This window comes from Ruegeria sp. G5 (assembly GCF_056533365.1).
This window is the reverse complement of record NZ_JBQFOK010000002.1, coordinates 269,197-294,519: the sequence shown is the minus strand read 5'-3', so window position 1 is coordinate 294,519 and position 25,323 is coordinate 269,197. Positions and strand designations below refer to the sequence as shown.

Here is a 25,323-nt window from a genome sequence, read left to right as displayed (position 1 = left end):
GTTACTTGGTGCCGAACATCCGGTCACCAGCATCCCCCAGCCCCGGCATAATGTAACCTTTCGAGTTCAGCTCGCGATCCAAAGAGGCCGTGACGATCTTCACGTCAGGATGGGCTTCTTTCATGCGTTCGACACCTTCCGGCGCGGCAAGAAGGCAGAGAAAGCGAATATCGGTCGCACCGGCTTCTTTCAGCAAGTCAATTGCGGCGGCCGAACTGTTCCCGGTCGCCAGCATCGGGTCGACCGCAATCACCAGCCGGTCTTTAAGACCTTCGGGCGCTTTGAAATAGTACTGAACAGGTTTCAGCGTCTCTTCGTCACGGTATAGCCCGACAAAGCCGACACGAGCCGAGGGGATAAGCTCGAGCACGCCGTCCAGCATACCGTTTCCGGCGCGCAGGATTGAAACCAGCGCCAGTTTTTTACCCGCCAGAATTGGCGCATCCATTTCCTCCATCGGGGTTTCGATGTGGCGTGTCGTAAGCTTCAGCTCACGCGTGACCTCGTAGGCAAGCAACAATGTGATCTCACGCAGCAGCTGACGGAAAACAGCGGTCGAGGTGCCCTTGTCCCGCATGAGCGTCAGTTTGTGCTGGACCAGTGGGTGGTCAACGACGGTCAGATGTTCGCTCATGTTTTCTCCAGTCTTTTCTTGACCCGCGCACGGGTTTCTTCATCGCAAAAGGCCGCGTTCAGGGCCGTTTCATTCAGGGCAGCAAAGTCTTCGGCGGTCCAACCGAAGGCCGCGGCCAGCATCTCATATTCGCGCCGCATGGTGGTGTGAAAAAACGGCGGATCGTCGGTAGACACGGTGACATTGACACCGTGATCGCGCAACCGGGCAATCGGATGCGCTGCGAAATCGGGAAAGAGGCCCAATACCACATTAGACCCCGGGCAGACTTCAAGCGTCACGCCCCGGTCGACGATTTCGTGGATCAAGTCCGGGTATTCAATCGCACGCACGCCGTGGCCGATGCGCTCAACGCCCAAATCACGGATCGCGTCCCGTACACTGTGCGGCCCTCCGAACTCACCTGCATGAGTTGTCAGGCGCAGCCCCGCCTCACGCGCGCAATCAAAGGCCCATTTGTAATCGCCCTGCGCGCCCACGGATTCGTCACCGCCCATCCCGAAACCTGTCACCCAGTCCCCGGCGGTTTCCGCAGCGCATATGGCGCTGCGCTTGGCCTGATCAGGTCCGAAGTGGCGCACACATGTGATGACACCTCGCAGGGTAATATCATGCTTTCGTTCGGCCTCATCCGCCGCGTCCTGAATAGCGCTCAGGTAATCGCGCCATGCATGCAGATCGCCGCCACCGCAAAAATCCGGGCTTAGGAAGGTTTCGGAATAAACCACACCGTTCGCGGCACTTTCTTCAAGAATAGCGAGCGTAAGGCGGCGGAAATCCTCAGGCGATTTCAATACTTCGCAAGCGGCCTCATACACGCTGAGGAAATGCGCAAAGTCCCGAAAATCATAGCTGCCATCGGGCTTGAAAATACCGCTTAAATCCACGCGTTTTTCATGGGCGAGTTGGCGGATAAAGGCCGGAGGGGCAGCACCTTCATGGTGAAGGTGCAGTTCCACCTTGGGCAAGTCTGCAACGGTCATAGAAAACTCCGCCCCGGACCCTGCGCCGGGATATTCAGGTGCTGCGCGATACTGGCTGCTATGTCGGCAAAGTTTACCGCGCCAATCTGGCCTGGCCCCAGACCCGCGACCAGCGCGGGCACTTGTTCGCGCGTATGATCTGTTCCGATCCAACTGGGATCATTGCCGTGGTCAGCCGTCAGCACCAACATGTCGCCCGGTCGCAACCGTGGCAGGATCTTTCCGATCTCATGGTCAAACCATTCCAGCGCGCGGGCATATCCGCTTATGTCGCGGCGGTGGCCGTAGAGGCTGTCAAATTCGACGAAATTGGCAAATGTAAGACTGCCCTCTTCGGCCTCATCTATAAGCTCTGAAAGATGACCCATCAGCTCGGCGTCCGACCCTTTGCGCAGCGTGTCGATCCCCTGCATCGAGAAGATGTCGCCAATCTTGCCGACCGCGTGAACCTTGCGCCCAGCATCCTGTACCCAGTTGGTCAGCACCGGTGCGGGGGGCAGAATGGCGAAATCCTTACGGTTGGTTGTTCGCGTAAAGCCTTGCTCGGGCGAACCGACAAAGGGGCGTGCAATCACACGACCTACCTTCATCTCATGCAAAATCGGCGCAAGGGTTCGGCACATCTGTAGCAGGCGATCAAGGCCAAAACTTTCTTCGTGCGCCGCGATCTGGAAAACGCTGTCTGCCGACGTGTAGCAGATCGGCCAGCCGGTGCGCAGATGTTCAGCCCCAAGCTCGGCGATGATGGTTGTACCGGACGCGTGGCAATCGCCAAGTATCCCCTCAGTACCAGCGGCTTTGGCGGCGGCCTGCCTCAGGTCAGGTGGAAATGACGGCTTTGTATCCGGAAAAAAATGCCAATCCCAAGGCACCGGCAAACCGGCCAGTTCCCAGTGTCCCGACGGCGTGTCCTTGCCGGGCGAATGCTCTTGCGCGCATCCCCACAGGCCTGTTGGTTCCGTCTGCAATCCCGGCGTATCAGCCCCCGAAGCCAAACGCGCCGCAGCGCCCAGCCCCAATGCATCCAGATTGGGAACATGCAATGGACCGGAACGCCCTTCTTCGGCTTTTCCGTCTGCGCACGCTTGCGCAATATGCGCAAGTGTGTTTGCCCCAGTATCCGGCACATCCCCGTTAAAGAACTGATCGGCGTCGGGTGCACCACCGATACCGACCGAGTCCATCACCACCAAAAAGGCCCGCGTCACGGCCTGATCCTTTCATGGACCGGGCCAGGTACGCTGGGTTTGGCGGGTCCGAGTTTAACCGCCCCCAATACTGCTTCTGATGCCCGCTGCGCGGCGTCTTCGCGCGCGGCATGCACAACGGCCAGTGGCGCGCCCTTTTCGATCCTGTCCCCAAGTCTGACGATGTTCGACAACCCGACTGCGGGGTCAATCACGTCGCCCTCGACTTGACGACCGCCACCTAACGCAACCACTGCCAGGCCTAACGCCTCACCATCCATTTGGGTGACATACCCGCTGGTCGGAGACGACACCTCTAGGATTACGCTGGCTTCCGGTAAGTAGCGGGACCAATTCTCAATGAACTGGAGCGGTGCGCCAACGGCGGCCATCATCCGGCCAAAACGCTCTGCAGCGCGTCCATTTCGGATTATTTCAGCCACTTTGACGCGACCTTCTTCCACCGTCGAGACCATCCCGGCATCGTTTAGCAGTACGCCGCCCAACTCTGCTGAAATCTCGGCAAGTGGGGCATCCTGCCCGTTGGTGAGCACCTTCATGACCTCGCAAACCTCCAGCGCGTTACCTAATGCTGGCGCCAGCGGTTGGTTCATATCGGTGATAACGGCTGATGTGCGACACCCGGCTGCGTTTGCGGTTTCCGACAACGCCTGCGCTAGGTTGCGCGCGTCTTCATGGGTTTTCATGAACGCACCACTGCCGACTTTAACGTCCAACACCAAAGCATCCGGGCTGGCCGCAAGCTTTTTGGACAGGATGGAAGCTGTAATCAAATCCAGGCTCTCGACCGTCGCTGTAACGTCGCGGATCGCATATAAACGTTTGTCGGCCGGTGCGATTTGCCCCGTTGCGCCTACGATAGCCGCGCCAGTGTCCCGCAGGATCTGCGCCAACCGTTCCTGGCTGATCTGAGTAGTCACGCCCGGAATGGCCTCGAGCTTGTCAAGCGTCCCACCGGTATGTCCCAGCCCGCGCCCTGAGATCATAGGGACATAGGCACCAAGCTCGGCCAGAGCGGGCGCCAGAACAAGACTGACGCTGTCACCCACCCCACCAGTTGAGTGTTTGTCGATCACCGGGCCGTCCACATCCCACGTGAGGACATCGCCACTGTCGCGCATGGCCAGGGTCAAATCCGCCCGACCTTGCGCCCCCAACCCGCCCATGCAGACCGCCATTGCAAACGCCCCGGCCTGTGCGTCGCTGACCCCTCCGTCCGCAAGGCCCTGGGCAAACCACGACAACTCTGCCACGGTTGGAACCTCGGACCGGCGCAGCTTTGCAATGATCGAACGCGCGTCCATGGGATCAGACATCCTCCATATGCGAGGCTCCGAAAGCGCCGGGCAACAGGTCACCGATTGTGGTTTCCAGTTCGGCACCGTCAACACTGGCCAACGTCACCTTGACATCTGGCTTGCCAAATTCTGCCAGCTTCTGACGACACCCGCCACAAGGCGGAACCGGTTGCGGGGATGAGGCAACAACGTACACCTCGGCCAGTTCCTGATCCCCCGAAGCGACCATTGCAGCGATCGCACCAGCCTCGGCGCAGGTACCCTCGGGGTAGGCGACATTCTCGACGTTGCAGCCGGCGTAAACCGCACCTGAAACTGCCCGAATGGCTGCACCAACCTTGAAATTCGAATAGGGCGCATACGCCTTTTCCCGAACCGAGAGGGCCGTGTCTTTCAAGCTCATTGCGATTCCTCGATTTTTTGATCATCTGGTCAGAAAAATGCAGTCTTACGCAAGCGACGCGGGGAATTGAAGCCCCACAGGCAGATTTCCCCAACCAAATGCCTTAGTCCAGCACCGTGTTAAACGTTCCGGGCAACGTCACCTCGAGCAGTTCAATGTCATCCGAAGGGTCGGCCAACCGCGTCCGCAATCCCGGCGGAATGACAAAGGCGTCCCCCTGTTCCAAACGATACGGGTCGCGCCCTTCACCTTCCAGCGTGACCTGACCGTTCATGACAAAGGTAAAGTGGATATCCGTATCGTGGGTGGCCCAAGCGGGCGTCCCCTGCCCTTTGCGTACAACCTGAACCCCTGCCACACCTTTGGTATTCTCGGCGATCGTTGTATCGCGGCAGACATACCCCGGCAGACGGAATTCCGTCCATTCGGCACCCTCGGCCTGATTGAACACAAACCGTTGCCCCTGCCATTCACGTTCGGGCCGATACTGCGCTGTGGGCAGCGTCATTTCGTGGTCAATCTCGGTGACATGCTCGGCTGGAACGCCGATTTCGATGACCTGAACGTTGTCGGATGCCTCCAACACGCGGTGGCGAATCTCGGGCGGCTGGATAAAGCAATCCCCTGCTGTCAGCCGCATTTTCTCGCCCTGATCTTCGTAAACCACATCAACCCAACCGTGGATGCAAAAGATCAACTGAAACCCGACCTTATGGAAATGCACCATATCGGGCACGGGCCCACCATCCGGAATACGAATGTGGCTGGCGATGATCGACCCACCCAAACGGTCCGGCACCAGATCACGGTAGTGCATCCCCGCACGACCAATAATCCACGGCGCTTGATCTTTGAGCCTGCGCACCACAAAAGAGTGTACCGTTTCCGGCATCACCATCGGCGGATTGAGTTCATCAATCTCCACCCGCGTTCCGTTCGGTGCCACAAGGCTACGCTGGCCATCCGCAAAAGCGTCCGGGTCATCCGTCAGAATTCTGAGGGTACCCGGGCTCTCAGCCGCGCCTTTTTCGACGCGTACCCGCACCCCGTGACCCGAAAAAACGGCTATGCGCGGGTCATCCGCCGGATAAATCATGTCCATCCGCATCCCCAGCACCTTGGTGAAGAATGGAATGTCGTCGCGCAGTTCCTGGGTTGGTAGGCGAAATTCAGCTCGGGTTGTGCTGTCGGTCATTTAGTGTCTCTTCGGTCTTGTCTTTTGGCCATCCGATCAGAACGGCGGCCAAAATGCCAATCGAAAAGAACATCTCAAGCGTTTCTTCCAGCACAAACAAGCGCATCATCATAGTTTGCGACAGCGTACCGCCATACATGCCGGATAGTTCCTCAAGCAGCTGCGCCACAACTGCGCACAATCCAGCTATGAAAAAGACAACCAAGAAAGGCGCGCGCTGCTTCAACGCCCGCCACCCGTTTGGAACACCGTGCCAAGCAAGACCGCCCAGCACCACAATCCCCAGAACGACGCGGACCACAGTCATGTCCAATGCTGCGTCCAATCCGCTTAGCATCATTTGTGGAAAGCTGCCAACTGCGTAAACGTCGGCCTCAAGCTCGCGCTCAGCCAGCAGCAGGCACACCACACCAATATACAGACGGGCAATACCCGGGAACCTGTAGAAAGCCGCAAGGCCCGCTGCCAAAAGCGCAAAGGCCGAACCGGTTTCGATCAATCCACCTTCCTGATTGAAGGTCGAGGCTTGCTCGGGCCAAATGGAAATCACGACCAGCAGAGCGACAGCTGCCGAAATAGCCATGCCAACGGGATAACGTCGGGTCGCCACGGTCGCATTGTCTGAAACCTCAGGCTCGGGATGCAATTCGTCGTTATAGCTCATACTGGGCCCGGTGCGTCGCTTTGAATTTGAAGTTGTGCGAACGTAAACGTTTTGTGAATGCTTTCAACTAGAGACCCCAACCCCGGCCGCCTACTGTTGCAAAATGACGTAACGTAGCCAAGCCAGAAAAAATAGTTTAACGATCAAACAAATTTCGGAACGGAGATGAATCGCCAATGTCTGACACACCCAGCCTGCGGCAGGCCGCGCTTGACTATCACGCCCATCCAAAGCCCGGAAAGCTTGAGATCAAAGCCACCAAACCCATGGCCAACGGCCGCGATCTGGCTCGCGCCTATTCGCCGGGAGTGGCCGAAGCCAGCCTTGAGATCAAGGCCGACCCTGCCAATGCCGAGCTATACACCGCTCGCGGAAATCTTGTGGCGGTGGTCTCAAACGGGACAGCGGTGCTGGGTCTGGGTGATATCGGCGCTTTGGCCTCGAAACCGGTGATGGAGGGCAAGGCCGTCCTGTTCAAAAAGTTTGCCGGGATCGACTGTTTCGACATTGAAGTGGACCAACCGGACCCCGAAAAGCTGGCCGATATTGTCTGTGCGCTGGAACCCACCTTTGGCGCGATCAACCTTGAGGACATCAAAGCACCCGATTGCTTCATCGTCGAAAAGATCTGCCGAGAGCGTATGAACATCCCGGTTTTCCATGACGACCAGCACGGTACTGCCATCGTTGTTGGGGCGGCGGCTAAAAACGCGCTTCATGTGGCAGGTAAAAACTTTGAAGACATAAAGGTCGTGTCCACTGGCGGTGGAGCAGCGGGGATCGCCTGCCTCAGCATGTTGGTCAAACTGGGTGTCAAACGCGAAAACATCTGGCTGTGCGATATACATGGGTTGGTCTACGAGGGTCGCGCCGAAGACATGAACCCGCACAAGGATCAGTTCGCGCAGAAATCCGATCTGCGCACTCTGGATGACGTAATCGCTGACGCCGATCTGTTCCTTGGCCTGAGCGGACCGAATGTGCTCAAACCCGAAATGGTTGCCAAGATGGCCAGCCGCCCGATCATCTTTGCGCTGGCCAATCCAACACCTGAAATTCTGCCGGACGCTGCGCGAGAGGTTGCGCCCGATGCAATTATTGCCACAGGCCGGAGCGATTTTCCCAATCAGGTGAACAATGTCTTGTGCTTTCCCTTTATCTTTAGGGGCGCGCTGGATGTCGGAGCAACCGAGATCAACGACGAGATGCAGATCGCCTGCGTCGACGGCATCGCCGAAATGGCGCGTGCAACCACCAGCGCAGAGGCGGCAGCGGCTTATAAGGGTGAGCAGCTGACTTTTGGCCCCGACTACCTGATCCCCAAGCCCTTTGACCCGCGTCTTGTTGGCGTTGTTTCCTCTTCTGTTGCCAAAGCGGCGATGGCCAGCGGCGTAGCGAGGCGCCCAATCGAGGACATCGAGGCATATAAAGAAAGCCTGAATCAGACAGTCTTCAAATCCGCCCTGATCATGCGCCCTGTATTCGAGGCCGCCGCAGCCGCCTCGCGCCGTATCGTCTTTGCCGAGGGCGAAGATGAGCGTGTCTTGCGCGCGGCACAGGCAATTCTTGAGGAAACAACCGAAACGCCGATCCTGATTGGACGCCCGGATGTGATTGATGCGCGGTGCGAACGACTTGGGCTGACGGTCCGCCCTGGCGAGGATTTCCAGATCGTGAACCCGGAAAATGACCCCCGTTATTACGACTACTGGACATCCTATCATCAGCTTATGCAGCGCCGCGGCGTTACGCCGGATCTGGCCAAGGCGATCATGCGCACCAACAGCACCGCCATCGCTGCAATCATGGTGCAGCGGGGTGAAGCCGATAGCATGATTTGCGGAACCTTTGGTGAATACCGCTGGCACCTGAATTACGTTGAGCAGGTTCTGGATGACGGCGAACTACGTCCTCATGGCGCTTTGTCCTTGATGATTCTCGAGGACGGCCCCCTGTTTATCGCCGATACGCATGTCAGACAGCTGCCAACCCCCGAGGAACTGGCTGAGTCGACCATAGGGGCCGCGCGGCACGTCCGTCGCTTTGGTCTTGAGCCCAAGATCGCCTTCTGCTCTCAGTCCCAGTTTGGCAATCAGGCCGAGGGCTCCGGGAAACGCCTGCGGGCTGCATTGGACATTCTGGATTCAGAACCTCGCGATTTCACCTATGAGGGCGAAATGAACCTGGATGTCGCGCTTGACCCCGAATTGCGTTCGCGGATCTTCCCCAACTCGCGCCTGAAGGGCGCCGCCAATGTCCTGATCTTTGCCCATGCCGACGCAGCCAGCGGCGTGCGCAATATCCTCAAAATGAAAGCCGATGGGCTCGAGGTCGGTCCAATCCTGATGGGCATGGGCAACAAGGCCCATATCGTAACACCGTCGATCACGGCGCGCGGCCTGTTGAACATGGCCGCCATCGCAGGCACGCCCGTCGCGCATTACGGTTAAGCAACCTTGGAAACGCAAACCGGACGCCCGATCGGGCGTCCGGAGTGATTCTTGGTTCGGTTTGCACGAAAAACTTTGCAGATTTGCAAACGACCTTCGTTTGCGTCGAACGAAACTGCCCTGAAAGTGCATTTGCAAAACTTTGCAGGTCAAAATCGACGATTCTGCAAATTTTTTGCGATAAAGTGACGCTCCGTAACGCCCCTCGCTTGTCCGATGGCGTCTCTCCCCCTTACACACTGCACAGGGAATTTACGGAGGAGGTCACCGTGGCTTATCAGGACGTTTACGAGAACTGGAAATCCAACCCCGAGGCATTCTGGATGGAAGCTGCGCAGGGTATTGATTGGGTTCGCCCACCGACCAAAGCGCTGTTCGATGATAATGCGCCGCTCTATGAATGGTTCTCTGACGCCCGGGTCAACACCTGCTGGAACGCAGTCGACCGCCACGTTGAAAACGGTCGGGGTGAACAGACCGCAATCATCTACGACAGCCCAATTACCCACACCAAAAGAGAGATCTCTTACGTAGAGCTGCGCAACCGCGTCGCCAACCTGGCCGGGGCACTACGCGCCAAGGGTGTCGAAAAAGGTGACCGCGTCATCATCTATATGCCCATGATCCCCGAGGCGCTTGAGGCGATGTTGGCCTGTTCCCGTCTCGGTGCCGTGCACTCGGTCGTGTTTGGTGGCTTTGCCAGCAATGAGCTTGCAGTGCGGATCGATGACGCCAAACCCAAAGCAATCATCGCCGCGTCTTGCGGGATGGAGCCGGGGCGCGTTGTTCACTACAAACCTCTGCTGGACGGCGCGATCGACCTCGCCACCCACAAGCCGGACTTCTGCGTGATCTTCCAGCGCGAGCAGGAAGTCGCCCAATTGATCGAAGGGCGTGACTATAACTGGCACGGTTTCCAATACGGTGTTGAGCCCGCCGAATGTGTGCCTGTGGACGGTAACGATCCGGCCTATATCCTGTACACTTCGGGCACCACTGGCGCGCCAAAGGGTGTCGTTCGTCCGACCGCAGGCCATCTGGTCGCACTGAACTGGACGATGAAGAATATCTATGACCTCGACCCGGGCGATGTCTTCTGGGCCGCGTCAGATGTTGGCTGGGTCGTGGGGCACTCCTACATCTGCTACGCCCCGCTGATCCACGGCAACACGACCATCGTGTTCGAAGGCAAGCCTGTGGGAACGCCGGATGCAGGCACTTTCTGGCGTGTCATCTCAGAACATAACGTCAAAAGCTTCTTTACCGCCCCGACAGCGATCCGCGCCGTAAAGCGCGAAGATCCTGCTGGTGAACTGATCGGCAAATACGACCTGTCGAACCTGCGCGCCATGTTCCTGGCTGGCGAACGTGCTGATCCGGATACGATCGAATGGGCGCAAAAAGCGCTGCAGGTGCCGATCATTGACCATTGGTGGCAAACGGAAACTGGATGGGCGATCGCAGGCAACCCCCTTGGGATCGAAGAGCTTCCGGTCAAACTGGGCTCGCCCGCCAAGCCAATGCCCGGTTATGACGTCCAAATCCTTGATGAAGGCGGACATCCGGTACAAGCTGGCGAGCTGGGTGCAATCGCGGTCAAATTGCCTTTGCCTCCGGGCACGTTGCCGACCCTTTGGAATGCAGAAGAACGTTTCAAAAGTTCATATCTGAACCACTTCCCCGGCTACTATGAGACCGGCGATGCAGGCATGATCGACGAAGACGGCTACCTGTACATCATGGCCCGCACAGACGACGTCATCAACGTGGCGGGTCACCGCCTGTCTACCGGTGGCATGGAAGAGGTTCTGGCCGGGCACCCCGATGTGGCCGAATGCGCGGTTATCGGTGTGACCGATCAGCTGAAAGGTCAGATGCCTGTTGGGTTCCTGTGCCTAAACGCAGGGTGCGACCGTGACCACGGCGAAGTCGTGCAGGACGTCGTCAAACTGGTGCGTGAAAAGATTGGCCCCGTTGCTGCCTTCAAACAGGCCGTGGTGGTAGACCGTCTGCCCAAAACCCGGTCGGGCAAAATCCTGCGGGGCACGATGGTGTCGATTGCCGACAATAAAGAATACAAAATGCCGGCTACGATAGATGATCCCGCCATTCTGGATGAGATCACCGACGCGCTGAAAACCATCGGCTACGCTCAGTAAAAAGGCCAAGGGGCGATACCAATCGCCCCACCCCGCCTTTTTCTTGCAACCTGACTATGGGCCACTACTGTCTGACCAAGACAGTGAGGTCCCATGACATCAACCGACATCTGGCGTTTGACCGCCACCGAACTGACCGCCCTGACCCGCAACCGGGAACTCAGCGCCAAAGAGGCGGTCCAATCTGCCATCGACAGAATGCGGCAGGTTAACCCTTCGCTGAATGCAGTGGTCGAAGACCTGAGCACCGAGGCTTTAGCCCGCGCCCAGGATCTGGACACTGCGGTGTCACAGGGTGCGCAACCCGGCCAACTGCATGGCGTTCCCGTAACCATCAAGATCAATGTGGACCAAACAGGGCACGCAACGTCGAACGGGGTTGTGGCCCTGAAGGATGTTATTGCGCCTGACGACGCACCGGTTGTGCGCAATCTGCAAAAGGCCGGAGCCGTCGTAATCGGACGCACGAATACGCCCGAGTTCTCCTTTCGCGCAGATACAGACAACCCATTACATGGCAGGACCGTAAATCCTTGGGGGCACCACATCTCGCCCGGCGGGTCGTCTGGTGGCGCCGGGGCATCTGTGATGGCGGGAATCGGGGCATTGGCCCATGGGAACGACATAGGTGGTAGCCTGCGGTTTCCGGCTGCCGCAAATGGTGCGGTCACAGTCAAACCCGGCCTTGGGCGCGTGCCCGCCTGGAACCCAAGTCAAAAAGCCGAGCGCGGTTTGCTGGCGCAATCCATGTCCGTGCAAGGGTTGATCACCCGTTCAGCGGCTGATCTGCACCTTTCAATGCCAAGCCTGATCGCACCCGACCCCCGCGATCCGTTCCACGTTCCTTTGCCTTGGCGCGGAGAGTCATTGGAAGGGCCGGTCAAGGTGGCCTTTTCAAAGGAAACCTACGGCTACGATCTCCATCCGGAGGTCGACAAAGCCTTGGATGCCGCGCGCAACGCGTTAATCGACGCAGGTTATACGGTCGAGGAAGTCACCCTACCCGATGTGTTCGAATGTGGGCGCAATGGATATCGCGCATTGATGGGCGAAGTGCTGACCTTACTGAAAAGCGATATCGAGGCCGCAGGTTCGCAGACAATTCGCGATATCTTTGGCGTATACTTTCAGGAATTCCCTCCGATCACAGGCACGGACCTGATCGAGATGATGGCCAAACGCAGCCACTATGCCCGCGTGTGGTCCATGTTCCTGCAGGATTACCCACTGGTCCTGTCACCGTTCTTGCCGCAACCATTCTTCAAACCGGACCGTGACACAGAGGGCCCCGAGGGCGTGCACGAGGTTTTGGGATGTGCTGTCTATTCCTATGCGATGAACTTCCTTGGACTACCGGCAGCCTGCGTCCCCGCGCGGCTGGCTGAATTGCCGCAAGGGTCGCAGCCAATCAATGTTCAGATTGCGGCCCGACGTTGGCGCGAGGATTTGGCCGTAGACGCAGCGCTGGCAGTCGAGACACGTATAGGCCCGATGTGCCATCCCTTGTGGGAACGAATGGAAGCCTGAAAAGAAATTGACCCCGGGGTTTTGTGCCCGGGGTCCGCTTTCTTAAATATGCCTAGAGATCCAATAACAAGCGTAGCACCACCTACCCTTGCCAGCGCGTAAACTGCGCGTTCATTTCGAAAACACCGTTGGCGGCCACTCACTCCCGCCGTGATGTATCTCCGGGCATGTTCAGATTAATCAAACCTTAATCAAACTCCTGTGAACTGGTTCACATAAGTCGAAAAAAACGTATCGGTTTGCAGATTTAGGTGAATTGTTCGGAGATCAGACGCTCTTCCAGACCGTGACCCGGGTCAAAAAGGATCCGATGTTGGATGGACGGCTCGGATCGGATTTCGACCCAGTCTATATCCGGGAAAGATACCGAATCGGCGTCAGCCATGACCGGGCGTTTTTCAGCATCCAGAACGTCAAATCGTACCTTGGCAATCTTAGGCAGCAATGCCCCCCGCCATCGGCGTGGACGAAAAGCCGCAATCGCCGTCAGGGCCAGAACATCCGAGCCTATAGGCAAGATCGGACCATGCGCAGAATAGTTATATGCGGTAGATCCGGCCGGCGTTGACAGCAGCGCTCCGTCGCAAACCAGTTCGTTCATGCGAACCCGACCATCAACGCTGATTTTCAGCCGCGCCGCCTGCGGACCTGCCCGCAACAGCGAAACCTCATTGATGGCCAATGCCTCGTGCAGCTTGCCGGACTGATCCATCGCCCGCATGGCCAGAGGATTGATCACCTCTTCTTCGGCATCGGCAAGACGCTCCATCAGGTCGTCTTCATGAAACTCGTTCATCAGGAACCCGATCGTGCCGCGATTCATTCCGTAAACCGGTGTATCGAGGTGCTGCATGTTGTGTAGCGTGTGCAGCATAAAGCCGTCTCCGCCCAAGGCCACCACAACGTCTGCGTCCCGCGGCGCGGCATTGCCATACAGTTTAACAAGGCTGTCCCGCGCGGATTGCGCCACTTTGGCGTCGCTGGCCAGAAAAGCGATTCTTTTTGTCATCCGTTCCCGTTTCCGGTGCTGCACATTTGGTTCCGAAACAAACATACCTTTCCCCAATAGGCCAGACTTGACGCCCCAGAGAACCAAATCGTCGCTTTACCACTTTTTCCCTCGCTTCGTTTCCGATAGGAAATCCGCAAGTCAATCCCCAGCCATGTGGAGCCACAATGAACGCCAATCTTCGTGATACCGGTTTCTTCACCCAATCCCTGTCCGCGCGTGATCCAGAGCTGTTCGGCTCGATCACGTCCGAATTGGGCCGCCAGCGTGATGAGATCGAACTGATCGCTTCGGAAAACATCGTCTCTGCCGCCGTAATGGAAGCGCAGGGTTCGGTCATGACCAACAAATACGCCGAAGGCTACCCCGGTCGTCGCTATTATGGCGGATGCCAGTTTGTCGACGTGGCGGAAAACCTGGCCATCGACCGCGCCAAGCAATTGTTTGGCTGTGAGTTCGCAAACGTACAGCCAAATTCCGGCAGCCAGGCGAACCAAGGTGTCTTTCAGGCTCTGATCCAGCCCGGCGACACCATTCTGGGCATGTCGCTGGACGCAGGTGGGCACCTGACCCATGGCGCGCGCCCTAACCAGTCTGGTAAATGGTTCAACGCCGTCCAGTACGGTGTGCGCCAGCAAGACAACATGCTGGACTATGATCAGGTTGAAGCACTGGCCAAAGAGCACCAGCCCAAACTGATCATCGCAGGTGGCTCGGCCATCCCGCGCCAGATCGACTTTGCCCGGATGCGTGAAATCGCAGACATGGTCGGTGCCTATCTGCATGTGGACATGGCCCATTTCGCCGGTCTGGTTGCTGCAGGTGAGCACCCCAGCCCCTTCCCGCACGCCCATGTTGCGACCACAACCACGCATAAAACCCTGCGCGGACCACGTGGCGGCATGATCCTAACCAATGACGAAGCGATCGCCAAGAAAGTGAACTCGGCCATCTTCCCCGGCATTCAGGGTGGACCGTTGATGCATGTCATCGCAGGTAAAGCCGTGGCGTTCGGCGAGGCCCTGCGCCCCGAGTTCAAAACCTACATCCAGCAGGTCATCACCAACGCGCAGGCGCTGTCGGATCAGCTGATCAAGGGCGGTCTGGACACCGTGACCCACGGCACCGATACCCATGTCGTGTTGGTCGATCTGCGCCCCAAGGGCGTCAAAGGTAACGCAACCGAAAAGGCTTTGGGCCGTGCGCATATCACGTGCAACAAGAACGGAGTGCCTTTTGATCCCGAAAAACCAACTGTCACCAGCGGTATCCGTTTGGGCTCTCCTGCTGGAACCACCCGTGGATTTGGTGAGACTGAATTCCGCCAGATCGCGGACTGGATCATCGAAGTGGTCGACGGGTTGGCCGCGAATGGCGAGGAAGGCAACGGAGAAGTCGAAGCCAAGGTCAAGGCAGAAGTTGCCGAACTCTGCGCACGCTTCCCGATCTATCCGAACCTGTAAGGTCTTTTGGAATCAAAATTTTTGCGGCGCCCATTGGGCGCCGTTTTACTTAGATGAAGCCTTGCCATCTTAGAAAAACCAACAGCAAAACGAACAGTGCCAGCATGTTGAAGGCAAGGCCGCCCAGCATCCCCAGAAACCATCCCAATCGCCGATCAGCAAGGCTGATACCGCCCAGATATTCCTGGACGTCTTCAGATGCCTGAACAAGTTTTGGGGTATCCAACACCAAGCGTAACTTGGGATGAGCCGCCATCTGTTCGGCCTGTGCCAAAAGCATCGCTTGTTTGTAGACGCGTCGCGGCAACTGACGTTTGGCCTTTTTGATCGAAGCGGTCAGTGTTTTGTCACGCACACCCAGCTTGTCGCGCAACAGCTGAACTGTCTGTGCAATCTGGCTCTGGATGTCTGAATTCTGCGGCATTTGGCGGCCTCCTGACGCGTCACCATATCTATGTCGCGTGGCGCGGACAATGGGGCTGGTTGTTTGAAGCCTTGGCAGGTATCACGGCACTATGCTGAATACGATCCTTCATGGCGAACCAACCGAAAACCCACCCCTTTTGATCGCGCATGGCCTCTATGGCTCTGCCCGAAACTGGGGCGTTATTGCGCGCAGGTTGTCGGATGAACGCCAAGTGATCGCCGTCGACATGCGCAACCACGCCAACAGCGAATGGACCGAGCAACACGACTACCCCGGCATGGCAGAGGACTTGGCCGAGGTGATCGACAGCTTTGGTGGTTACGTCGACGTGGTCGGGCATTCTATGGGTGGTAAAGCCAGCATGGCACTAGCCTTGCAACACGGCGCGCTTGTTCGAAAGCTGGTCGTGGCTGATATCGCGCCGGTGACGTACACTCATAGCCAGCTTCAGTTCATTGATGCCATGCGTGCCGTAGACCTTTCCGTGGTCGAACGTCGATCAGATGCCGAACAGCAATTGGCCACGCTCGGGGTGGATAAATCACTGCAGAGCTTCTTTACGCAGTCTCTTGATATCAAGGGGCAAAGATGGCTGCTGAATCTGGACACCCTGGCGGCAGAGATGCCCAAGATCATGAGTTTTCCTGATCTGCAACTGACATGGAACGGCCCCGCGTTATTCCTGTCTGGCGCTGACTCAGACTATGTTTTGCCAGAGCACCGAGAAATAATTCGCGGGCTTTTCCCGTTGGCCCGTTTTGCCAAGATCCCGGGTGCTGGTCATTGGTTGCACGCCGAAAAACCCCGGGAATTCGAGGCCGCCGTCAGAACGTTCCTCAACGCCTAGCCGTCTGAAACCTCGCCACCGGCGTTTACCCAGTCGGCAAAGCCTCCCAGGTTGTATACTTGGGAATATCCCATATCGTTCAAAAGCTTGCCCGCCAAAGCAGCACGCCCTCCGGCGGCACAGTACAAAACGATGGCCCTGTCTTTTCGAAGTTCGGGGTCATACGATTGCAACGCATCATCAGCGCGAAACTCCAACATACCCCGCGGGATGTGATGTGCACCGGCAGCGCGACCGTTTTGCTTAAGCTCCATCGCATCGCGAACATCCAGCAACAAAGCGCCTTCAGCGATAAGCTCGGCAGCCTTTTCCATCTGGATACGTTCAACGACCGCGTTTGCGGCTTCCATCATCTCTTTTACCGTCAACGGCATGTGGGCTCTCCTGGTGAATCTCACCAGATGCTAGCATGCTGAATCTGCGCGGTGTAGCCTGATCAGACGATCAGTGTTCCCGGAAGGCGCGTGACATGCTGTCTGTCACCGGTTTTGCGATATAGGCTGCAAAGGTGCGTTCTTCGGTCTGAATCATGATCTCTGCTGGCATCCCCGGTGTGGGTATGAACCCGCGGACACGCTCGATTTCATCTGGCGCAAGCGAAATCCGGGCAAGGTAGACCTCCTGTGGCGTGCCAGACGAATCCTCGACCAGTGCATCGGCGGAAACATAGAACACCTCTCCGCTCAGAACCGGAGTTGTTCGCTGGTTCAGCGCAACAAGGCGCACGGTTGCATTCTGACCTGTTCCGACGCTGTCGATCTCGGTGCGTGGGATCTGTGCTTCGATGATCAAGGGCGCGTCGGCCGGTAGGATTTCGGCAATCGGCTCACCTGTTTCGATGACACCGCCGGGCGTGTGGTAATGCAGGCGGACAACTGTTCCCGTTACCGGAGCCCGCACAACAGCACGGTCCAAAACGCTGCGCGCCTGACGCGCTTTTTCGCGTACACTTTCCAGATCAGCTTCAATCACGCCCAACTCATCCAACGCCGCCTCGCGGTATGCCGACCGCGTCCGGGTAATCTGTTCTTCGAACTTCAAAAGCATCTGGTTGATTTCCGAGGATTCAGCCGCAAGGCGCGCCTGTTGGCCTTCGGCTTCTGCCTGAACGCGCCGGATTGTATTCAAATCACCCTTTCGCACCAACCCTTTGTCAAACAGTGCTTTTTTGGTTTCGTATTCCTCCTGCAGAATGTCCGAGCGGCGCTTCATGCTTTCCAGCTGCGCTTCAAAACCGCTGGAGCGGATTTTCAGCGCTTCCATGTTCCGTTCTAGCAGGGCGATGTCGTTCAACAGGGTCTTTCGCGATACGTCGAAGCTGATCCTTTGACCGTCAAGAATGGTCATGACCTCGACGTCATCTGTGGCCTCAATCAAAGACGTTGAAAACTCAAGCCGCTCCTTTTCGTTGTACTCGGCCTGCAGCCTTTCCGTCATCGCCCGCAAACGGATTTTACGGATAAAAAGCTCTCTCTCATTCGCTTCGGCCGAGGTTTGGTCAAGCGTCATCAAGACCTGTCCGGCCTCGACCTGCTGCCCTTCAATCACCTTGATATCTTCGATGATGCCGCCTTCAAGATGCTGCACGATCTTGTTGCGTCCCGTGGCAACAAAACTGCCCTGCGCAATCACCGCAGCCGCCAGCGGGGCGCTGAATGACCAGACGCCAAACCCGCCAAAACAAACGACAAGCATAAGGAACCCGACGACGATCAGGCGGCCGATGGATCGCGGTACTTCTGCGTACCATACAGTCGGATCATTAGGGTCGTTATTGACCGGAACCAGATCATTCATTTGACTTCACCCCTTCTGATCTTCGATGCCGGATTGTTTGCGCGGTCCGTTCAACTGTTGCAGCACCTGCTCACGTTGACCGAACAACGCAACACGCCCATCTGTCAGCAGCATGATTTTGTCGACCGCATTCAAAAGCGTCGGTTTCTGCGTTATCACCACCACAGTGATCTTATTTTCCTTGGCCTGAGCGATCGCTCGGGCCAGGGCCTGATCACCGGCGACATCCAAGTTTGAATTCGGCTCATCCAAGACAACCATGCGTGGGTTTCCAAAGAAGGCCCGTGCCAGCGCAATCCGTTGTTTTTGACCGCCAGACAAAGGTGATCCGTCCGCCGCAACCACGGTTTCATACCCCTGAGGAAGCGTTGCAATCATATTGTGCACGTCCGCCAAAACGGCTGCATCATGGATCTGTTCGTCCGTGGCATCTTCGCGCATACGTCCGATATTGTCCTTGATCGTACCGGGAAACAGCTGAACATCCTGCGGCAGGTATCCGATGCTTTCGCCAAATTGGCGCGGGTCCCAGTTGCGGATATCCATAAGGTCCAGCCGAACACTTCCCGACGTTGGCAGTATCGATCCGACAAGCGTCTTGCCCAAGGTCGTTTTACCCGCACCTGAATTGCCGATGATTGCCAGTGTCTCACCGGGGTTGAGCGAAAAACTGATGCCGTTCAACACAACGCGCTTGGTACCGCCGGGCACGTACAGCAAACGTTCGACATCCAGCCGCCCTTCGGGGCGCGGTAGGCGCAATTTTTCAAACTGAAGCGCCGAGTTGGTCAGCAGGTGGCTGATCCGCGCGTAAGCGCCGCGCGTCAGCAGGAAAGAGTTCCACCCTTCGATCGAACCTTCGATCGGGGCGAAGGCACGCCCTGCAATGATCGACGCAGCAATTACCATGCCGCCGGTGATCTCACCCTGCAGGGCAAGATATGCCCCCCAACCCAGAATTGCGATCTGCGTCAGCAGGCGAACCGCTCGGGAAATCGCAGCGAAGATCACGTTGCGATCCTGTGCACGGACCTGCCAGGTCAGAGACTGCGCCGTATCGCGCCCCCAGATTCGCACGGCCTCGGGGATCATAGCCAGCGCGTTGATGATCTGACTGTTGCGCGACATCGAATCCAAGTGCTGATTGGCCATGGACTGCGCTTTGTTCGCCTCGGCAAAAGGCTTGGCAGTCATGCGCTGGTTGATCAGCGCGATGACCATCAGCAACAGCGCCGTAACGATGACGATCGTGCCTAACTGCGGGTGAACAAGAAAGATCATCAGAATGAACAAAGGTGCAAAGGGTACATCTAGAAATGAGATCAGGGTCCCCGAGACGAGAAAGCCCCTGACCTGCTGTAGATCTCCAAGTGTCTGATATTCGCGACCAGTTCCATGCAAAGACGCGTGGGCAGCGGCGCTCAGGATAGGGGCGCCCAGTCGCGCGTTCACCTCGACCGCAGTGCGCATCAACATGAACCTGCGAACGGCATCAAAAGCCGATTGAAAGATCACAGCCCCTGCAACGATCGCCGTCAGCATGATCAAGGTGTCCAATGAGCGGCTAGTCAAAACCCTGTCGCTGATCTGGAACAGGTAAATCGGGATCGCAAGAATCAGGATGTTGGTTGCGCATGTCAGAACCAGAACGAACGCAAGGTTCCGCAATATCGCCCGCATCGAAATTTGCAGAGTCCGCTGAAAGTCTTCGGGCGGGGTACGCTTGTGAAAAGTCTGGGGTGGCCCGTTACCGTTCCCACCACCACCCTTTTTCAGGGGCAGTGGCTGGTTTGCCTTGGCCTCGATGGTGGTGCCAATATTCGCACCGCCTTTCGAGCGCGACGAGGGGGGGACCCGCGCGGTCTGGTCTTTGGCGGTTTGAGGTTCGGGGCCTTCAGCATCGGCCACCCCAGCGCCACGGCCCTCAGTGGTTCCACCCTTATCGGACTGCGGCGAAGCGCGCTGAAACGACGTTTCGGCGCGTTTTTGAAAAGCTTTGTTGGTTGGGTTCTCGGCAATATCCACGTCTATCTTTTTGACTTCTGGTTTTGCTGAACTGTCCCTGATCGGGCGAACGCGCATTTCTTCGCTTAAGCGCAGCTCTGGCATGGGTTTAGCCGATCTTTGCGACTGCCCAGCAGGCGGTTTCGACGGATCGGCACCACCCCGTCCATCCAATGGGCTGGCAGGAAAAGAGCGGCGCGACGAAAACAATATCGACATACTCAAACTTTCAGATCACTCGTAAAAAACAGGGAAATTAAGCTAACATCGTGCTTAAGGCGTCATCGGCATTGATCATCTCTGACGGTGTCAGCTTATTGTGCCCGGGCGCCATGTCGGATTTGCCGGGTCCACTTGTTTCTTCCAGCAACATCGCGATGGCATCATTGCCAATTTCGACCTCGAGATCGTCTTCCGGAGTGTCGATCAGGCTGGCCTGATGTAACAACACGTCAGAATATTCACCTTCAGACGCCATAATGACCGAGTCGACGCCGATGGTTGAAACGCTTGCGGCGTTCAACAGCGCGTTGCCCGCGCCAAGGGCCGAAGCTTCGGCACCTTTGCCACCTTTAATGTGAACGTCGTCCTGATCGGTCAGCGTGGTCACCTGCTCGATGACATTAAGCTGCACCAGGTCGCCTTCGATCTTGAGCACTCGAACCTGCTCCATCCCCGCGTAGAGCGGGTCGTTCAACAAGGCATCTTCCAAGGCTTCTGTGTCCATCTCTTGCAGAGGTAAAACCTCGGCCAGAGTGTCTGAAAGTTCTTCGTGGGTATCCTCGCCGATTGTCGTCAACTCGACATGGTTCATGACAAGGTTTTCGTTCAATTCTTCTTCGACCGTCACACCCACAAGGTTGTCGTCGTCGACCAAAGCAATCGTCTGATGGATCATGTCGACGGACACCATGTCGCCGCCGACGAGAACCAAATCGTAGTAGCTGCCTAGCTCCACGATATTCGTGGCGTTTACCAGATCGTTGTCGCCCATGATGTACAGGCTGGTCGTTGCTTCGATCTCGGTTTCGACGTGGTCGATATCTGTCGCGTCGATAACCTGTTTCACGAAATTTGTGACGAACAGATCGCTTGAGATCCAAGTGATCGCTATGATCGGGTCCTGCCCGGGTTCTGATACGTTCTGGTCCAGCCAGGGCGCCTCGTTGCTTTCCACAGATATACTTGAGGATTGTACGACCTTGGTTTCGCTTTGGACGTCTTCCTCACCCAGATCATGGTCGGATACGACCGCGACCTGGCTTACAACCGTCAGGTTAACGGCTTGTCCGCCAACCGCGATAACCGGCGCGTCCACCCAACCTACTGTAATAGCGACTTCATTTATCGCAAGATTGCCGCCCGCAATGACACTATGGCCGTCACCAAATTCAGCATCCTCAGACTGATCCCATTCGACCAGAAGCGGGTCAAACTGATCTTCGTCTTCCTCTTCTTCATCAGGAAGGTGGTGCTTGGGGACGATGTCTAACCAATCCTCCACCTCTTCAACATGCTCACCATTCACGATAACACCCAAAGCCGCGTCACCCTGGAATTGGTGCACAGTTGCCCCTTCGACCGACATCGCGATCGGCGTCTGAATTTGCTCCTTGAGGGCTTCGAGGTTCTCGGCGGATTGGTAATCACTAATGTCGAACGACGGGGCAGCGACAGCGTGCAGCGAGACGGCGGTCTCCAGCAACTCCTGTCCTTGCTGCATCAATTCTTCAACGTCTCGGAAATCACCCAGCCCGATCGTGTCATTGTCACTCAGGTTCAGGGTTTGGAAATTGTACGTGACGGCCGATCCAATCAGTTCGGGGGTCAAAACTGGTTCTTCGACAATGATCGGGAAAGGTGAAATCGATATGGCCGCGTCAGGTGCGGCCTGCACCGGCGCGGCTACGGGTTGATAGAATGTCTCCGTGCCGGGGTCGAGCATCGGAGGTAAGGGCGGCAGCGGAATATCGGCCTGGTAGAGAGCCGGAGCAAAGGGCAAAGCGTCGTATTTTCCGGGATCAAGCTTGAGATCGGCTTTTATTTTTACGGCTTTGCCTTCTTCCAGGTCTTCCAGCTCGGCCTTTCGCCTGAGCGCGGTGAATTCCTGATACTGATCTCGCATCCGAGCCTGCTCGCTCGTCAGCTCAAAGGTTCCGATAAAATGGGCAATCGTCTCACTGATACTATCAAACGACATTTTGTTTTTCCCTTCCCCAAAACGATCAGAATAAGTCGCCGTGGGTTAAGTTAAGTCTGGGCCATCTGCCTTGGCCCAGACAGTTTTTGTCGAATGGATCAGAGCCCGGAAATACAGGCTCTGATCCGTACTGTGCCAGATTAAGTATCGGTATCTTCGCTGGCGTAGCTGGAGGACATCGAGCCACCAACCATGGTCGTATCGACCGAGTTGCCCAAGACGTTGGCACCCATAACGATCGACTGGTTAAAGGCCGATGTGTCGACTACTGCGGCCGCCGAGGCGTAGGATTCACCGGTCACAATACCGTCGCCGGCATTGTTGGAGCCCCACTCACCTGCGTGACCGCCGGTGCCGCCAGTGCCGGAGTACGCACCAGATGCATCGCCGCCACTTACCATGGCACCAGTGGTTGCACCCGAGGTCGCTGAACCCAGTGCGTCGCCGCTGGTTCCGCCGTTACCGGCACCAGCACCACCGCCGCCACCGATACCTGCAGTTGCCGAGCCTGTAGCGCTGCCCGAGCTCGATGATGTGGCATCGTTGTCGGACATTGCGTCACCACCGTATCCGGCGATCGCGCTGGCCAGACTGTCTGCCGAACCATCGGTATCAGCGACCGAGAACAGGCCGGAGTCACCACCTTCACCTGCAGTATTGATGGCATCTGCAGACCCGGCGCCGGTTCCGCTGGACATCGCATCCTGCTGGATAGCGCCTCCGCCGCCACCGAAGCCGTCCGCAGTTGCAGTTCCGGTTCCAGTACCAGTTGCGGTTCCGTCGGTGTCATTCGTGCCGGCTGCGCCGCCATCACCGCTTGCGTTTTGTGGCAGGCTGGCTGTGCCATTCACATCGCCAGGGGTTTGTGTGACATTCGGACCGGTTGTGGTCTGATCGCCAACACCCTGAGCACCCGAAAGTGCGCCAGCAGTTCCGCCGTTGGCTTGTCCACCAACGCCCGCACCGCCGACACCTGTGCCGCCAGTGCCGTCACCGCCACCTGCGCCGCCGCCGGTGCCGTCACCGCCACCTGCTCCGCCACCGATGCCTTCACCGCCAACACCCGGGTTTCCACCGTTGGTGTCACCGCCGCCATTTCCGGCACCTGCTTGACCGGCGTTCAGGCCAACAAGGCCGTTCTGCTGGTTCAACGCTGCCAGAGCCGCGTCTACCTGACCAGAGTTGCCACCGCTGCCAGATGCGCCGGTTCCTGCTCCGCCGGTTCCTGCAGCACCGTTACCGTTGCCGCCGGTTCCACCCGAGCCGTTGCCATTACCACCTGTACCGCTTGCGCCATTACCGTTGCCCGAGTCGGCGTCGGCTGCGCTGCCTGCGAGGCTGCCCGCAAGGCCCAGGCCAAGGTTGCCAGCATCTGCGTCGTTGGCTTCGGTGTTGCTACCACCAAGGTTGATTGCAGCACCGTCGTTGTCGGCGTTACCGCTGCCACCATTGGCACCATTGGCATCCGAGTCGTTCGACGCGCTGCCCGCACCAAGTGCACCGGCATGCGAAGTGTTGTCGCCGCCACTGGACAGTCCGCCATTCTCGGCACCCGACAGTCCAAGGCCAAGCCCCAGACCAATGGATCCAGCGTCGCCACCTTCGCCTGCAACGCTGGTGCCGTCCGAAACCGAAGTTCCATTGTTCAGCGCACCCGAGTCGCTATCGGCATGTCCACCGGCACCGGCACTGCTGCTGCCGTTGGACTCGGCACCCGACAACCCGACGCCCAGACCAAAGTTGGTTGCATCGCCCGAGTTTCCGCCGTCGCCGCCAACACCGGTTCCATCTGCATCACCGGTATGACCACCGAAAGCAAAGGCATCACCACCTGTCGTGGTGCCCGACGCGTTGCCGGCAACAGTCGTTCCACCGTTTCCGGAATTTCCACCGTCAGAATGCGACCCAATGCCTTCGTCAGCCGTCGCGTGGCCACCGTGTGCGCTACCGTCCTGATCGAATTGACCAGTGTTCGTTACCGCAGCCGATCCAAGATGGTCATCGTCGTTCAGGTTTGCCAGTTGGTTGTTAATGGCGGACATATCATTGCCTTCGCCACTCAGGTCGATATCCAGGTTCAGATCGTCACCGGGATCGTAGTCAAAATCATTTCCAACTGTAATAACTTTGCCAATTGACGATCCGCCAGATACGTCGACGTCAACAAGGTCATCATCCGGTCCAAGAGGATCGGCATCACCAAAATCAATGTTCACCCAGTTCGAGTTGTCATTGTTTCCGTTCGTCTGACCCTGACCCTGACTTTGGCCCTGACCTTGATCCTGGCCTTGGCCTTGATCTTGTCCCTGGCCTTGACCCTGATCCTGACCCTGACCGTTTTCAACGACAGTTGCCTGACCCTGGATCTGATCCTGGCCCTGGCCTTGCTCGTTGTCTACGTGGGTTTCCTGTTCGGTCAGATCAGCCTCTACTTCGGCTTCTTCTACGTAAATATCTGCGTCCACAGGAACAAACGCGGTGCCGACGTTGACTTCATCAATGTCGATGGCTGGGTTACGTGTCTTACTCATATCAAATTCCACTTACTGAGCGCACGGACCGTCATTCATCTACAAAACGGTGACTGGCGCGTTGAAACAAAAATGCACGCAGGCGCAAAACACGCATGAGTGCGGGTTTCTTCGGTGAATTCGTCTCCCACCCTCCTTTCTCGGCCAAGCCGGACCTGCGTCTGCTGGAAAAACTCGCGAGAATGCACGATTCGCGGACGCATCAGGAAAATCAGCCCCTCAAATTGGAGCCCGTTCATGGTTGCAGCAGTAATCCGCCGTGCATAGCTAACCGTAGGTTTTAGAAAAATTAACCTGTTGTTTTTATTGTTTTATTTTTGATCTTGTTGAATTTTTGTTCGAAATAAAGCGGAAAAATCGATTTAAAACCGGCAGTTTAGGAAACCTATTAATTTCCTCTACTTGTACGGGAAGTGGCGCGTTTGACCTGACCGAAAGTTCTAGAACAAAACACCTGTTAACTATCGAACTTTTCGAAAAATAATACTTTCTTCTATGGCCGCCGCCGCAAATGCGTTAATATT

19 protein-coding genes are annotated in these 25,323 nt (G+C 57.0%); 5 read left to right on the top strand and 14 right to left on the bottom strand.

Annotated features, from left to right (window positions below; all coding sequences use genetic code 11):
- Nucleotide 1: 1 nt before the first annotated feature.
- From upp to ACR0BD_RS04495, 7 genes are all read right to left on the bottom strand, one after another.
- The gene (gene upp / locus ACR0BD_RS04525; RefSeq protein ID WP_480694418.1) at nucleotides 2–634 is read right to left on the bottom strand and encodes a uracil phosphoribosyltransferase; all 633 of its coding nucleotides are present in this window, start codon (nucleotides 632–634) and stop codon (nucleotides 2–4) included.
- Entirely contained in the window at nucleotides 631–1,617 is a 987-nt protein-coding gene (locus ACR0BD_RS04520) for an adenosine deaminase (protein ID WP_480829104.1), read from the bottom strand. Before ACR0BD_RS04520 ends, upp begins: the two co-directional genes overlap by 4 nt.
- Complete coding sequence (locus ACR0BD_RS04515) at nucleotides 1,614–2,825, bottom strand: phosphopentomutase (RefSeq protein WP_480829102.1); 1,212 nt, start codon at nucleotides 2,823–2,825, stop codon at nucleotides 1,614–1,616. Before ACR0BD_RS04515 ends, ACR0BD_RS04520 begins: the two co-directional genes overlap by 4 nt.
- Nucleotides 2,822–4,129, bottom strand: a complete 1,308-nt coding sequence (locus ACR0BD_RS04510; RefSeq protein WP_480829406.1) for a thymidine phosphorylase — start codon at nucleotides 4,127–4,129, stop codon at nucleotides 2,822–2,824. Before ACR0BD_RS04510 ends, ACR0BD_RS04515 begins: the two co-directional genes overlap by 4 nt.
- A gap of 4 nt (nucleotides 4,130–4,133) precedes the next feature.
- Nucleotides 4,134–4,526 (bottom strand): cytidine deaminase, encoded by a 393-nt coding sequence (locus ACR0BD_RS04505; protein ID WP_480829101.1) that lies wholly within the window; start codon nucleotides 4,524–4,526, stop codon nucleotides 4,134–4,136.
- A gap of 103 nt (nucleotides 4,527–4,629) precedes the next feature.
- Nucleotides 4,630–5,721: a cupin domain-containing protein gene (locus tag ACR0BD_RS04500; RefSeq protein WP_480829100.1), complete on the bottom strand. Its 1,092-nt coding sequence runs from the start codon at nucleotides 5,719–5,721 to the stop codon at nucleotides 4,630–4,632.
- Nucleotides 5,696–6,385 carry a hypothetical protein gene (locus ACR0BD_RS04495; RefSeq protein WP_480829099.1) on the bottom strand — a complete coding sequence of 230 codons (690 nt, stop codon included), beginning with the start codon at nucleotides 6,383–6,385 and terminating at the stop codon, nucleotides 5,696–5,698. Before ACR0BD_RS04495 ends, ACR0BD_RS04500 begins: the two co-directional genes overlap by 26 nt.
- Nucleotides 6,386–6,561: 176 nt before the next feature.
- Here ACR0BD_RS04495 and ACR0BD_RS04490 point away from each other — a divergent pair, with 176 nt between their 5' ends.
- From ACR0BD_RS04490 to ACR0BD_RS04480, 3 genes are all read left to right on the top strand, one after another.
- On the top strand, nucleotides 6,562–8,835 hold the full coding sequence (locus ACR0BD_RS04490; protein WP_480829098.1) for an NADP-dependent malic enzyme: 2,274 nt from the start codon (nucleotides 6,562–6,564) through the stop codon (nucleotides 8,833–8,835).
- A 269-nt stretch (nucleotides 8,836–9,104) separates the two neighbouring features.
- The gene (gene prpE / locus ACR0BD_RS04485; protein WP_480829097.1) at nucleotides 9,105–10,994 is read left to right on the top strand and encodes a propionate-CoA ligase PrpE; all 1,890 of its coding nucleotides are present in this window, start codon (nucleotides 9,105–9,107) and stop codon (nucleotides 10,992–10,994) included.
- 93 nt (nucleotides 10,995–11,087) lie between these two features.
- A complete protein-coding gene (locus tag ACR0BD_RS04480) occupies nucleotides 11,088–12,521 on the top strand; it encodes an amidase family protein (protein WP_480829095.1) in 1,434 nt (477 codons plus the stop codon).
- Nucleotides 12,522–12,768: 247 nt separating this feature from the next.
- Here the strand turns inward: ACR0BD_RS04480 and ACR0BD_RS04475 are convergent, their stop codons facing one another.
- Nucleotides 12,769–13,575: an NAD kinase gene (locus ACR0BD_RS04475; RefSeq protein WP_480829093.1), complete on the bottom strand. Its 807-nt coding sequence runs from the start codon at nucleotides 13,573–13,575 to the stop codon at nucleotides 12,769–12,771.
- A 122-nt stretch (nucleotides 13,576–13,697) separates the two neighbouring features.
- On the opposite strand from ACR0BD_RS04475, the gene glyA reads away from it, so the two are divergent.
- Nucleotides 13,698–14,993: a serine hydroxymethyltransferase gene (gene glyA / locus ACR0BD_RS04470; protein ID WP_480694439.1), complete on the top strand. Its 1,296-nt coding sequence runs from the start codon at nucleotides 13,698–13,700 to the stop codon at nucleotides 14,991–14,993.
- A gap of 49 nt (nucleotides 14,994–15,042) precedes the next feature.
- Here glyA and ACR0BD_RS04465 read toward each other — a convergent pair whose 3' ends face one another.
- Nucleotides 15,043–15,417, bottom strand: coding sequence for a hypothetical protein (locus ACR0BD_RS04465; RefSeq protein WP_480829091.1), 375 nt, complete (start codon nucleotides 15,415–15,417; stop codon nucleotides 15,043–15,045).
- Between the two features lie 91 nt (nucleotides 15,418–15,508).
- Between ACR0BD_RS04465 and ACR0BD_RS04460 the strand changes: the two genes are divergently transcribed.
- Nucleotides 15,509–16,267 carry an alpha/beta fold hydrolase gene (locus ACR0BD_RS04460; RefSeq protein WP_480829090.1) on the top strand — a complete coding sequence of 253 codons (759 nt, stop codon included), beginning with the start codon at nucleotides 15,509–15,511 and terminating at the stop codon, nucleotides 16,265–16,267.
- On the opposite strand, the gene ACR0BD_RS04455 is transcribed toward ACR0BD_RS04460, so the two are convergent.
- The 5 genes from ACR0BD_RS04455 to ACR0BD_RS04435 form a co-directional block, all read right to left on the bottom strand.
- Complete coding sequence (locus tag ACR0BD_RS04455; RefSeq protein WP_480694445.1) at nucleotides 16,264–16,641, bottom strand: rhodanese-like domain-containing protein; 378 nt, start codon at nucleotides 16,639–16,641, stop codon at nucleotides 16,264–16,266. The genes ACR0BD_RS04460 and ACR0BD_RS04455 overlap by 4 nt on opposite strands.
- A 70-nt stretch (nucleotides 16,642–16,711) precedes the next feature.
- Entirely contained in the window at nucleotides 16,712–18,064 is a 1,353-nt protein-coding gene (locus ACR0BD_RS04450; protein WP_480694447.1) for an HlyD family type I secretion periplasmic adaptor subunit, read from the bottom strand.
- 6 nt (nucleotides 18,065–18,070) lie between these two features.
- On the bottom strand, nucleotides 18,071–20,287 hold the full coding sequence (locus tag ACR0BD_RS04445; protein ID WP_480829089.1) for a type I secretion system permease/ATPase: 2,217 nt from the start codon (nucleotides 20,285–20,287) through the stop codon (nucleotides 18,071–18,073).
- Nucleotides 20,288–20,324: 37 nt separating this feature from the next.
- A complete protein-coding gene (locus tag ACR0BD_RS04440) occupies nucleotides 20,325–22,268 on the bottom strand; it encodes a type I secretion protein (protein ID WP_480829087.1) in 1,944 nt (647 codons plus the stop codon).
- A 140-nt stretch (nucleotides 22,269–22,408) separates the two neighbouring features.
- Complete coding sequence (locus tag ACR0BD_RS04435; RefSeq protein WP_480829086.1) at nucleotides 22,409–24,799, bottom strand: beta strand repeat-containing protein; 2,391 nt, start codon at nucleotides 24,797–24,799, stop codon at nucleotides 22,409–22,411.
- Between the last annotated feature and the right edge of the window lie 524 nt (nucleotides 24,800–25,323).